This is a genomic window from Glutamicibacter arilaitensis Re117 (genome assembly GCF_000197735.1).
GTDB lineage: Bacteria > Actinomycetota > Actinomycetes > Actinomycetales > Micrococcaceae > Glutamicibacter > Glutamicibacter arilaitensis.
In genome coordinates, this window is record NC_014550.1 from 567934 (window position 1) to 580203 (window position 12270).

At 58.5% G+C, this 12270-nt stretch carries 10 protein-coding genes and 1 rRNA gene; 9 read left to right on the forward strand and 2 right to left on the reverse strand.

Going from position 1 to position 12270, the window contains the following annotated elements:
• Window position 1: 1 nt before the first annotated feature.
• Window positions 2-748 (forward strand): phosphoglyceromutase, encoded by a 747-nt coding sequence (locus tag AARI_RS03060; RefSeq protein WP_013347901.1) that lies wholly within the window; start codon window positions 2-4, stop codon window positions 746-748.
• Window positions 749-946: 198 nt separating this feature from the next.
• A complete protein-coding gene (locus AARI_RS03065; protein ID WP_013347902.1) occupies window positions 947-1249 on the forward strand; it encodes a DUF4193 domain-containing protein in 303 nt (100 codons plus the stop codon).
• A gap of 244 nt (window positions 1250-1493) precedes the next feature.
• Here AARI_RS03065 and phoU read toward each other — a convergent pair whose 3' ends face one another.
• Window positions 1494-2147 (reverse strand): phosphate signaling complex protein PhoU, encoded by a 654-nt coding sequence (phoU, locus tag AARI_RS03070; protein ID WP_013347903.1) that lies wholly within the window; start codon window positions 2145-2147, stop codon window positions 1494-1496.
• A 236-nt stretch (window positions 2148-2383) separates the two neighbouring features.
• Here phoU and AARI_RS03075 point away from each other — a divergent pair, with 236 nt between their 5' ends.
• Entirely contained in the window at window positions 2384-3589 is a 1206-nt protein-coding gene (locus AARI_RS03075; RefSeq protein ID WP_013347904.1) for a sensor histidine kinase, read from the forward strand.
• Window positions 3586-4266, forward strand: coding sequence for a response regulator transcription factor (locus AARI_RS03080; RefSeq protein WP_013347905.1), 681 nt, complete (start codon window positions 3586-3588; stop codon window positions 4264-4266). Before AARI_RS03075 ends, AARI_RS03080 begins: the two co-directional genes overlap by 4 nt.
• 84 nt (window positions 4267-4350) lie before the next feature.
• Here the strand turns inward: AARI_RS03080 and AARI_RS03085 are convergent, their stop codons facing one another.
• Window positions 4351-4890: a hypothetical protein gene (locus AARI_RS03085; protein ID WP_013347906.1), complete on the reverse strand. Its 540-nt coding sequence runs from the start codon at window positions 4888-4890 to the stop codon at window positions 4351-4353.
• A 355-nt stretch (window positions 4891-5245) separates the two neighbouring features.
• Here AARI_RS03085 and AARI_RS03090 point away from each other — a divergent pair, with 355 nt between their 5' ends.
• The 5 genes from AARI_RS03090 (at window position 5246) to AARI_RS03110 (ending at window position 11700) form a co-directional block, all read left to right on the forward strand.
• On the forward strand, window positions 5246-5731 hold the full coding sequence (locus AARI_RS03090; protein ID WP_013347907.1) for a CarD family transcriptional regulator: 486 nt from the start codon (window positions 5246-5248) through the stop codon (window positions 5729-5731).
• 83 nt (window positions 5732-5814) lie between these two features.
• The gene (gene ispD / locus AARI_RS03095; protein WP_231849431.1) at window positions 5815-7077 is read left to right on the forward strand and encodes a 2-C-methyl-D-erythritol 4-phosphate cytidylyltransferase; all 1263 of its coding nucleotides are present in this window, start codon (window positions 5815-5817) and stop codon (window positions 7075-7077) included.
• Window positions 7078-7164: 87 nt separating this feature from the next.
• Entirely contained in the window at window positions 7165-8616 is a 1452-nt protein-coding gene (cysS, locus tag AARI_RS03100; protein ID WP_013347909.1) for a cysteine--tRNA ligase, read from the forward strand.
• A 50-nt stretch (window positions 8617-8666) separates the two neighbouring features.
• On the forward strand, window positions 8667-9614 hold the full coding sequence (gene rlmB, locus AARI_RS03105) for a 23S rRNA (guanosine(2251)-2'-O)-methyltransferase RlmB (protein WP_013347910.1): 948 nt from the start codon (window positions 8667-8669) through the stop codon (window positions 9612-9614).
• Window positions 9615-10174: 560 nt separating this feature from the next.
• A 16S ribosomal RNA gene (locus AARI_RS03110) occupies window positions 10175-11700 on the forward strand.
• Window positions 11701-12270 lie beyond the last annotated feature (570 nt).

Consider the following 12270-nt stretch of genomic DNA (forward strand, 5'->3'; position numbering starts at 1 on the left):
CATGAGCCACACTTTGATTTTGCTTCGCCACGGACAGAGCGAATGGAACGAAAAGAACCTGTTTACCGGTTGGTACGACGTATCGCTGACCGAGAAGGGCCGTGCCGAAGCTGCACGCGGCGGCCAGCTGCTGACCGAAGCGGGCTACAAGCCTGAGGTGCTTCACACCTCGTTGCTGACCCGCGCGATTGTTACCGCAAACCTGGCATTGGAGGCCGCTGGCCGATCGTGGATCCCAGTGAACCGCGACTGGCGCCTGAACGAGCGCCACTACGGTGCGCTGCAGGGCAAGGACAAGGCGCAGACCTTGGCCGAATTCGGCGAAGAGCAGTTCATGGAATGGCGCCGCAGCTACGACACCCCGCCACCAGCACTGGATGATTCCTCGGAATTCAGCCAGATCAACGATGAGCGCTATGCAGCGTTGGGCGATTCCGCTCCACGCACCGAGTGCCTCAAGGATGTACTGGACCGCATGCTTCCGTACTGGGAGAACAACATCAAGGCTGATCTGTCGGCAGGCAAGACCGTGATGGTCACCGCCCACGGCAACTCGCTGCGTGCGCTGGTCAAGCATTTGGATGGCATCAGCGATGAAGACATTGCTGGTCTGAACATCCCTACCGGCATTCCGCTGGTCTATGAGTTGGATGACAACTTCCAGCCAATCACCAGGGGCGGAACCTACTTGGATCCAGAGGCTGCTGCCGACGCTATTAAGGCCGTCGCCAACCAGGGACGCAAGTAAGACACGCTTTTCGGCGGTACCGAAGCTACTGGCTACCATTCAGTAGATTTCGGTACCGCCGTTTTCTCATTAACCCCGAGGTAACGCCAAGCATCTGGCTGTGAGCGAAACAACTGCGCTCGATTGTATTTTTGGCATTAGTATGCTGTAATCTCCTATTTCGAATAGGCTCAATGGCTCACGTTAGGAATGCAATTCGTGGCAACTGATTACGATGAAGTCCGCCCAGACGTTGCTGAGGCACGTAAGGCTTCTCTGGATGCGGTTAAGTCCGCAAACGCACCGGACGCCAAGTCGGTGGTGCGCGAGCTCGACGAGACCGACCACACCGATGGCATGGACCTGCCAGGCGCAGATCTGTCCAACGAGGAACTGACCGTAACGGTCGTTCCGCAGAAAGACGACGAGTTCATTTGCGGCTCGTGCTTCTTGATTCGCCACCGTTCGCAGCTGGTACGCGAAGAAGGCAATGTAGGATTCTGCGTCGAGTGCGAAGGCTAAAAGCCCGCTAGACGCTGGCGCCATGAGCGCGCCAACAACCTGCGAGGGCAGTTCACCGATCGGTGAACTGCCCTCTGCAGGTTTAACGAGCTTCCAGCCTGGTTCCTGCTTCCCAGACGGTGCCAGGGGCATCGGAGAACTGCGCGCGCTTCTCATCTTTGGGAAATGCAAAAAGCGCCTGCCATCCGGCGAGTACCGGATGGCAGGCGCCAAAGCTGGAGTACGGGGCCTGGGAGCCGGAGAATTAGATCTCGGTTGGATCCCATTCGCCGGTTACCAAGTAGGTGACCTTGCGAGCCACGGACACGCCGTGATCGCCGAAGCGCTCCAGATAGCGGCTGGTCAACGAAACATCCACGGTGGTCGGCGCGTTGGAGTCCCAATCGTCGGCTGCAACCTGGGTGAAAACGCTGGAGTGCAAACGATCCAGCTCATGGTTCAGCTCGATGATTTCGGTCGCGATCTGCAGATCGCGGGTGTCCAGCAACCGCGCAACGGCCTTGGCGATATCAATATCGATCTTTGCCATCTGTGCAAAGGTGCCGGAAATCTTTTCCGGGATGGCTGGGTTAGGGAACCGCAAGCGGGTCAGCTGCGCTAAGTGCCGTGCCAAATCGCCCATGCGCTCCAGCGACGCGCTCATGCGCAGCGAGCCGACGATCATGCGCAGGTCGCTGGCTACCGGGCCCTGCAAGGCCAAGGTATCGATAGCTCGTTCATCGAGCTGGTTCTGCAAGAAGTCGATCTTCGCGTCCGCCGCGATAACTTCCTGAGCTAAATCAACGTCAACAGTGGCTAGCGAATCCCACGCGCGATCCATTGCGACTGCGACCTGGTTGGCCATCTCAATAAGTTCTTCGCCAATTTGCTGTAGATCTGCCTGAAATACCTTACGCACAGCAGTTCCTTTCGAGTTTTCTGTTTCCATGCCGGATCGCCGGCCGCCAAGGCAGCCAGCTGCCCAAAACAGTTTTGTGGCATGGTGGAGGGTCTTACTCCAGCCTGTCAGCGGGTGATTAACGAATATGCCACGGAAAGTGAACGTTTGGTGAACAGCGCGCCGAAAACGACTAAAACACGTCATTTAGGGCTGAAGGCACCCGCAGGTGAAGCTAGTCTAAAGGTGTGAACGAAGTGATCTCGACTCTTATAGCCGGCATCCTCGGCCTGGCTCTGGGGATCGTTGGCATTATTGCCTTCCGACTCTCCCAAGCCCGTTCTTCCCGGCTGCCGCAGGTCGACGAGCCGGTGCTCCCCGAAGGAGCGGCCGCCGTGCTCTCGGTAATCGGGCGCGCATTCGTGATCCTCGATGACGTCGACGGGGTAGTGCGGGCCAACCCGGCCTCCTATGCCTATGGGCTGGTGCGCGGGCACACGCTGGTGCACAACGAGCTGCTCACGCTGGTCAGGCAGGTTCGTGCGGACGGGGTGATCGCCGAGAGCCAGTACGAGCTGCAACGTTCCACGCTGGGCGCTGGACAGCTGATTGTCCACGTGCGTGTGGCACCGCTGGGCGATGAATACATCTTGCTGCTGGCCGATGACCGCACCGAAATCACCCGTACCGAAGCAATGCGCAACGACTTCGTTGCCAACGTCTCCCATGAGCTGAAGACGCCGGTTGGCGCGATCGGGCTGCTGGCCGAAGCCATCACCGAAGCGGCCGACGATCCCAAAGCCGTGCGCCGCTTCTCCACCCGGATGGACAAGGAATCTCGGCGGCTGGCCGCACTGGTCCAGGACATCATCGAACTTTCGCGCCTGCAGGCATCCGATGCCATCGTGCAGGGCCAGGAAGTGAATGTCGATAGTGTCGTGGCCGAAGCGGTGGACCGCAACCACCTGATTGCCGAAGAAAAAGGCATCACCATTACCGTGGGCGGCCATCTTGACGAGCCGATCCTCGGAGATGCGGACCTGCTGATGACGGCCATACGCAACCTGATCGACAACGCCGTGCGCTACTCGCCGGAGAACACCACGGTGGGAGTAGGCATCCGCCAGCGCGATGGCTACGCCCAGATTTCAGTCACTGACCAGGGACCTGGCATTTCGGCTGAAGAGCAAGAACGCGTCTTTGAGCGCTTCTACCGGGTGGACTCTGCACGCTCGCGGCAGACCGGCGGAACCGGGTTGGGGCTGAGCATCGTCAAGCACGTGCTGGCCAACCACGGCGGCGAAGTGTCGCTGTGGTCGCAGCCAGGCCACGGATCCACATTCACCATAAGACTTCCCCTAGCGGATGAAGAACCGGCGACCAGCAATGCGCCTGCCGGCCCGAAGATGAAGGAACGAACGATCGAGGACTCGGCCTCCGATCGTGAAGGAGGACGCCGATGACCCGCATATTGATCGTTGAGGACGAGGAATCGCTCTCTGACCCGTTGTCCTACCTGCTAGAACGCGAGGGGTTCGAGGTTCGGATTGCCGACGACGGACTCAAGGCCGTGACCGAGTTCGAACGCCATGGCGCCGACCTGGTGCTGCTGGACTTGATGCTGCCCGGGCAGCCAGGCACCGAGGTGATCCGCCAGATCCGCCTCAACAGCCAAGTTCCGGTCATCATGCTCACCGCCAAGGACTCGGAGATCGACAAGGTGGTCGGGCTGGAGCTGGGCGCCGATGACTACGTCACCAAGCCGTACTCTTCACGCGAACTGCTTGCGCGCATCCGCGCGGTGCTGCGCCGCCAGGGTGAAGGCGAGGAGCTGATCAGCAATGTGGTCACTGCCGGCCCGGTTCGCATGGACGTGGAACGCCACGTGGTCTCGGTGGAGAACACCGAGGTCTCCATGCCGCTGAAGGAATTCGAGCTGCTGGAAATGCTGCTGCGCAACGCCGGTCGCGTGCTCACCCGTGGGCAGCTGATCGACCGTGTCTGGGGCAGCGACTATGTGGGGGATACCAAGACCTTGGACGTGCACGTCAAGCGCCTGCGCTCCAAGATCGAGGCCGACCCGGCCGTTCCCGAACGCTTGGTGACCGTGCGCGGTCTGGGCTACAAGTTCGTGGTCTAGAACCACACCAACGCTGGTACGGCAAAAGCCTCGGTGAGAATCTTTAGATTCTCGCCGAGGCTTTTGTTTTGGTTCGTATGAAGCTTAGTGACCCGAGGTGGAGTGGGTCTCTTCTGGAGTCAGGTGCTCAGTAACCGAAGCATCTGCACCGCCTGGTACGAAGTCGCGGTACTCAGCCAAGGTGCCGTCTACAACTGGAACGCTGAACTCTACCTCTTCACCGGAAACGGTGAAGACGGAATCAGCATGTTCGCCAGCGCGAATGCCCAGGTTCTTGATGATCTGTTCGTTCTCGTCGTCTTCAAGCTTGACGGTGCCATCTGCAGGAACCGGGATTGAAACAGGCGAGGCACTCTCAGCCTTGACCGACAGGGTCAGCGCGGAATCTCCGGCGTTCACTACGGTGCCGATCAAGCGAGCTTGAGTGTCGTCGCTGTTGGTAACGAACATCAGGTTGCGAACCTTTGCGTCTGCGACATCGACGTTGACGCCATCGCTGGCGGCGTAGTCGGTGTTGGTGGCCTGCTCGTTGATGGCGCCACAGCTGGTGACACCGAATGCCAGGGCAGCCACAGCGAGGGACGCGGCAATGCGACGTCCAGCGGTCATGCGTGCGGTGATCACGACACTAACTCCTCGGTGAGAAAAATGAGTTGCTTCGGTTCGTGGTCTCTTGAACCGGATGACCCTAGGGCAGGGACGATCGCGAAAGCTGGACCACGATTACCTCTAAGCCTAGCCGTTTTTCGCTCAAAGACGCGATTTAGCGACGTGCAACACACACATTTCGACAACTTGTAGACAACCACCGCTGGGAAAGGGTGAGGTGTGCAGTTGGTTGCCCTACCTTCTTCATAGCATGTTTCTCTTGCAAGTGGAAGAGGTATTTCCGCATGAATTCGGGGTTATATGGGGCGCAGGCGCAAGGTTCCGAACGGTAGACATGGTAGACTGGGAGGTGGGAAAGGGGTTTATCCACATGGTTTTTGAGGTTGGCGAGACTGTTGTCTACCCGCATCACGGTGCCGCAATGATCGAAGAGATCAAGATGCGCAAGATCAAGGGCGAAGAGAAAATGTATCTCAAGCTCAAGGTGGCTCAGGGAGACCTGACTATCGAGGTTCCAGCTGAGAACGTTGATCTTGTCGGCGTACGTGACGTGGTAGGTCAGGAAGGCTTGGACCATGTGTTCGATGTCCTTCGTGCTGAATTTACCGAAGAGCCGACCAACTGGTCGCGCCGCTACAAGGCAAATGTCGAGAAGCTTGCTTCCGGCGATGTCATCAAGGTTGCAGAAGTAGTTCGCGATCTGTGGCGTCGAGAAAACGACCGCGGTTTGTCAGCAGGCGAAAAGCGCATGCTGGCTAAGGCTCGCCAGGTATTGATCAGTGAATTGGCTTTGGCCAAGGATCTGGACGAGGCCAAGGCTGAAAGCCTCTTGGACGAGGTACTGGCTTCGGCCTAGCCCCTTCTAATTACGCATCGCCGTGAAACGCTCCCAAGCGTTTCACGGCTTTTGGCGTTAACGCAGACTCTTGGCGAACTGGCTTGCACGCTAAGCTGGACGCTGTGAAGCAAAGCGAAACGCAAAATTCGAGCCTGATCCTCGTGGCCGCGGGAATGGGGACCCGACTGGGGGCCGGCATCCCTAAGGCAATGGTTCATGTGGCCGGAAAATCCCTGGCCCAACACGCTGTGGAGCGAATCCTCCAGGTCCCGCAGATCACCGAAATCATCGTGGTGACCCCGCCGAACGACAACCGCTTGGCAGCCACCATGGAACAGTACGGAGCCAAGGTGCGTACTGTCCCCGGCGGTGCAAGCCGGGTTGCTTCTGTCCGAGCCGGCCTAGCTGAAGCCAGCTTGGCAGCCGCCAATATCCTGGTCCACGACGCTGCGCGGGCATTTACCCCAGCCCAAATATTTGCCCAGGTGCTTGAAGCACTGTCTGCCAAAGAATGCAGCGCGGTCATCCCGGCACTGAAGGTCACCGACACCATTTCCGTAGTTGAACGTGATGCGGCCGGGGGACACGAGATCATCACGCAAACCCCGGATCGTTCCACCCTGCGTGCGGTACAAACCCCGCAGGGCTTTGACGCGCAGTTATTGCGCGATGCGCACGCCCAGCTCGATACCTATACCGAAGCCGAACTGGATAAGGTCACCGATGACGCCTCGATCGTGCGCGCCTTCGGAGCCAAAGTGCAGGTGGTGCCCGGATCGCAGCAGGCAATGAAAGTCACCCACCCTGAAGACCTGGACACCGCCAGCAAACTTGCCAGGCCTGAAGCTGAGGCCAACGGAGCAGCGAAGGAAGAAAATATGATCCTGCCACGAGTCGGCAACGGAATCGACGTTCACGCAGTCAGCGAAGACCCAAGCCGCCAGATGTGGCTAGCTGGCCTGCACTTCCCTGAAGACATCGGCCTGTCCGGCCACTCCGACGGTGACGCGGTAGCCCACGCGGCCTGCGATGCACTCTTCTCCGCAGCCGGAATTGGAGACTTGGGTACCCACTTCGGGGTGGATCGACCGGAATTTGCCGGGGCCAGCGGTGTGAGCCTGATTGCAGAAGCCGCCCGCCTGGTGCGGGAGGCCGGGTTCGAGATCGGCAACGTCGCAGTGCAATTTGTCGGACGCCGACCGCGCTTCGCCGCACGCCGCGAAGAAGCCAATAAAGTGCTCAGCGACGCTATCGTTGCCCCAGTCAGCGTCACTGCGACCACCAGTGATGGACTGGGCTATGAGGGGGAAGGCAAAGGCGTGACTGCCTACGCCACCGCCCTGGTCTATCCGGTTTCGCACTGACCCGGCACACGGTGCTCTGGAGCCCGGATCAACGAGAGCGTCACAAGTGAAGCACAAAGGGTGCATCCATCGGATAACCTTAAAGGCGTGAGCCTGCGATTCTATGACACCAAAACAGCATCTGTACGCGACTTCCAGCCATTGGCTGAAGGCGAAGTCAAGCTGTACTACTGCGGCGCCACCGTGCAGGGCATGCCGCACGTGGGCCATGTTCGCAGCGCCATCGTCTTCGACGTACTGGTGCGCTGGCTCGAATACCGCGGCTTCGCGGTAACCACCGTCCGCAATGTCACCGACATTGACGACAAGATCTTGGAGAAGTCGGCGAATTCCTTTGCCGAGGACTTTGAAGCGGACGCGCATTACCGGCCTCGCGAAGAATGGTACGCCCTGGCCTACCGCTTCGAGCAGGAGTTCGCCCGGGCATACGAAGCACTGGGAGTACGCCGTCCCACCTACGAACCACGGGCAACCGGGCACATCACCGAAATGCATGAGCTGATTTCCCAGCTCATTGAGCGCGGCCACGCCTACCCGGCGGCCGACGATTCGGGAGACGTGTACTTCGATGTTCGCTCCTACGAGCAGTACGGTGCACTGACCCGCCAGAAGATCGATGACATGCAGGACGCTCCGGACTCGGATCCGCGCGGCAAGAAGGACCCCCGTGACTTCGCGTTGTGGAAGGGCCTCAAGGACATCGATCCACCCACCGCTTCCTGGCCAAGCCCATGGGGCCGAGGCCGTCCAGGCTGGCACCTTGAGTGCTCGGCGATGGCCGGCAAGTACCTGGGCAGCGAATTCGACATCCATGGTGGCGGACTGGACCTGCGCTTCCCGCACCACGAGAACGAGATGGCCCAGTCCAACGCAGCCGGCCACGGCTTCGCCAATTTCTGGATGCACAACGGCATGGTCACCTACGAGGGTGAAAAGATGTCCAAGTCCATTGGCAACACTATTTCTCCTGAGGAAATGCTTGCGCTGGCCGATGCCCGCGTGGTGCGCTACTTCCTGGGCCAGGCCCAGTACCGTTCGATGCTCGACTACCGTCCGGATTCGCTGACTGAAGCAGGGGCCGCAGTAGAGCGCATCGACACCTTCATTTCCAACGCGCGCTACCGACTGGGCGCTGCCGCCGAAGCGATCGCAGCCACCGAAGTTCCAGAAGCTTTCGGCACCGCGATGGACGATGATCTGAACGTGCCAATGGCATTGGCCGCACTGCACGAAACCGTGCGACTGGGCAATGCGTCACGGGATAGCCGTGATGACGCAGCCACGGCCAAGGCATTGGGCCAGGTTCTGGCCATGACCCAGGTGCTTGGCTTGGATGATGCCGGTAGCCACGAATCCCAGGATTCTTCCGCAGAGCACGCAGCCCTGGACCAGCTGGTCCAGGCCCAGTTGGCTGAACGCGCGAAAGCGCGCGCTGCAAAGGACTGGGCACGCTCCGATGCCATCCGCGACGCACTGGGCTCCGCTGGCATTACCGTGGCGGACTCGGCCGACGGCGCTCGCTGGACTCTGGACGACTAGTCGCGAACACGCGCGGCACCAACGAACTCAAAACTAAAGGACATGAACCAATGAACAAAAAGGGCCCAACCAAGGGTAGTGGTGGCAAGGGACGTCGTTCCCTCGAGGGCAAGGGCCCGACCCCCAAAGCGGAGGACCGCCCGTACCACAAGGCTTACCGTGCCAAGCAGCTTTCCGAGCGCTCGGCCGCCAAGCGCAGCACCGGTCGCCAAGCAGACCGCATCAAGGTGAACGCTGAATTCGTTACGGGCCGTAACTCCGTGGTGGAAGCACTGCGCGCTGGCATCCCTGCCAAGGCATTGCACGTAGCCATCCGCATCGATGTTGATGACCGCGTTCGCGAATCCCTGAAGCTGGCTGCAGAACAGGGCATTCCGCTGATGGAAGCTTCCAAGCCTGAGCTTGACCGCATGACTGATGCCGCGATTCACCAGGGCATGGCCTTGCAGATTCCGCCATATGAGTACAAGGACGCAGTTCAGCTGGCAACCAAGGCCATCAAGGACTTCGACAAGGGTTACACAAAAACCCAGCCACTCTTCTTGGCGCTGGACGGAATCACCGACCCGCGTAACCTGGGTGCCATTGTCCGTTCGGCTTCGGCCTTCGGTGCTGACGGCGTCATCATTCCAGAACGTCGCAGCGTGGGCATGACCGCTTCAGCCTGGAAGACCAGTGCCGGTGCAGCGGTTCGCGTACCAGTAGCCAAGTGCAACAACCTGACTAGCGCCCTGAAGGAAATCAAGGCTGCAGGCATTTTCGTTATTGGCCTGGATGCCGGTGGCGACATGGATCTTCCGAACTTCGAGTTGGCAACTGGCCCGCTATGCATCGTGGTCGGTTCCGAAGGCAAGGGCCTATCCCGCCTGGTTCGCGAAAACTGCGATGCCATTGTTTCGATTCCTATCGACTCAGCCATGGAATCGCTGAACGCGTCGATGGCCGTAGGCATTTCGCTTTACGAGGTTTCGCGTTTGCGTGCCGAACAGGCGAAGTAGCCTTTAGAGGCAGAGGAAGGGTCGTGGCTTGCTATAGCAAGTCACGACCCTTTTTAGTAACGTGACCCGCTTCATAACAACAAGTTTCCGTTGTTTTTGACGGGAATTAAGGTTTGAACACAGAATTTCCGCGTGATCACGGGGTTTTTGAGCATGGGAGAGCGGCAATTGGCCGATTTTGCGTGCCTCTGGAATCCGTGTACAGTTTTATCTCGCACCGCTGATCCGGACGGCCTGAAAAGGCGCGAAGGAGTCGGCGGGGTGAACAAGACGGAAACGTCGAGTTGACAACGGTCAACTTGGTGGTAAGCTTGTAAAGTTGCTCCGGAGCGAAGCAGCCATCGAAGGTCTGGTGGTTGTGGTGTCGAGAGTGTTTGTTGTTTGAGAACTCAATAGTGTGCCAAGTTTGTTGATACCGAATATTTATTTTATTTGGTGAATACATATTATTTGCTTGAGGCATTGCACCCCCGTGTGATGTGCTTGAGTGTTTTATTATTCGCCAGGACTTCATCGATTCTTCCCTTATTTTCCGAGGGGTTTCGGTGGCTTTTTATTTTTTTATGGAGAGTTTGATCCTGGCTCAGGATGAACGCTGGCGGCGTGCTTAACACATGCAAGTCGAACGATGAAGCCCAGCTTGCTGGGTGGATTAGTGGCGAACGGGTGAGTAACACGTGAGTAACCTGCCCCCGACTCTGGGATAAGCCCGGGAAACTGGGTCTAATACCGGATATTACCTCTTGCCGCATGGCAGGTGGTGGAAAGATTTATCGGTGGGGGATGGACTCGCGGCCTATCAGCTTGTTGGTGAGGTAATGGCTCACCAAGGCGACGACGGGTAGCCGGCCTGAGAGGGTGACCGGCCACACTGGGACTGAGACACGGCCCAGACTCCTACGGGAGGCAGCAGTGGGGAATATTGCACAATGGGCGAAAGCCTGATGCAGCGACGCCGCGTGAGGGATGACGGCCTTCGGGTTGTAAACCTCTTTCAGTAGGGAAGAAGCGAAAGTGACGGTACCTGCAGAAGAAGCGCCGGCTAACTACGTGCCAGCAGCCGCGGTAATACGTAGGGCGCAAGCGTTATCCGGATTTATTGGGCGTAAAGAGCTCGTAGGCGGTTTGTCGCGTCTGCCGTGAAAGTCCGAGGCTCAACCTCGGATCTGCGGTGGGTACGGGCAGACTAGAGTGATGTAGGGGAGACTGGAATTCCTGGTGTAGCGGTGAAATGCGCAGATATCAGGAGGAACACCGATGGCGAAGGCAGGTCTCTGGGCATTTACTGACGCTGAGGAGCGAAAGCATGGGGAGCGAACAGGATTAGATACCCTGGTAGTCCATGCCGTAAACGTTGGGCACTAGGTGTGGGGGACATTCCACGTTTTCCGCGCCGTAGCTAACGCATTAAGTGCCCCGCCTGGGGAGTACGGCCGCAAGGCTAAAACTCAAAGGAATTGACGGGGGCCCGCACAAGCGGCGGAGCATGCGGATTAATTCGATGCAACGCGAAGAACCTTACCAAGGCTTGACATGTGCCAGACCGCTTCAGAGATGGAGTTTCCCTTCGGGGCTGGTTCACAGGTGGTGCATGGTTGTCGTCAGCTCGTGTCGTGAGATGTTGGGTTAAGTCCCGCAACGAGCGCAACCCTCGTTCCATGTTGCCAGCACGTAGTGGTGGGGACTCATGGGAGACTGCCGGGGTCAACTCGGAGGAAGGTGGGGATGACGTCAAATCATCATGCCCCTTATGTCTTGGGCTTCACGCATGCTACAATGGCCGGTACAATGGGTTGCGATACTGTGAGGTGGAGCTAATCCCTAAAAGCCGGTCTCAGTTCGGATTGGGGTCTGCAACTCGACCCCATGAAGTCGGAGTCGCTAGTAATCGCAGATCAGCAACGCTGCGGTGAATACGTTCCCGGGCCTTGTACACACCGCCCGTCAAGTCACGAAAGTTGGTAACACCCGAAGCCGATGGCCTAACCACCTTGTGTGGGGGGAGTCGTCGAAGGTGGGACTGGCGATTGGGACTAAGTCGTAACAAGGTAGCCGTACCGGAAGGTGTGGCTGGATCACCTCCTTTCTAAGGAGCTAACCATTATTGGTTGCCCGTGTCTGTGCCCGAGTGTGGTGCAGGCGGGTTGCTCATGGGTGGAATATCAATGGACTCAGTACTGGAAAGCGTGCACGCTGGTGTCATCCCAATGTGGGTGGTGCGTTCGTGTGCGGGGTACTGGCTGTGGCTGCAGGGTGTTTGCGCATCTGCGAGTACGCGTTTGGGGAGTCTTTGGCTTCTTGGGTGCTGGAAAGCGGTGTGCGGGTGTTGTGCGGTTTGTATGGTTTGGCATGCTGTTGGGTTTTGAGGCAACAAGCCTCCGTGCCTGTGGGTTGGGTGTTGGTCGGGTTCTCCGCTTTGTGTGGGGGGTTTGGCTGGTGCGTGGCTTGTGGGTGGCGGGGTTCTTGGTGTTTCGGTGTTTGTCCTGTGTTTGCTGCAGGTGCGCTGGTGTGGTGGCGGTTTTGTGCTGTTGCCCGGGTGTGCTTGCGGGGGTGCGGGGTTGTTGTTTGGGAACTGTATAGTGAACGCGAGCATCTTGCAGATGAGATGAGCTTGGGGTCCTTTTCCTTGGATCCTTGGGTGTTTGAGTCTTGTCTG

Coding starts and splice junctions, on each gene's coding strand:
- AARI_RS03060 (WP_013347901.1), top strand. CDS start 2: ATGAGCCACACTTTGATTTTGCTTCGCCACGGACAGAGCGAATGGAAC.
- AARI_RS03080 (WP_013347905.1), top strand. CDS start 3,586: ATGACCCGCATATTGATCGTTGAGGACGAGGAATCGCTCTCTGACCCG.
- AARI_RS03090 (WP_013347907.1), top strand. CDS start 5,246: ATGGTTTTTGAGGTTGGCGAGACTGTTGTCTACCCGCATCACGGTGCC.
- rlmB (WP_013347910.1), top strand. CDS start 8,667: ATGAACAAAAAGGGCCCAACCAAGGGTAGTGGTGGCAAGGGACGTCGT.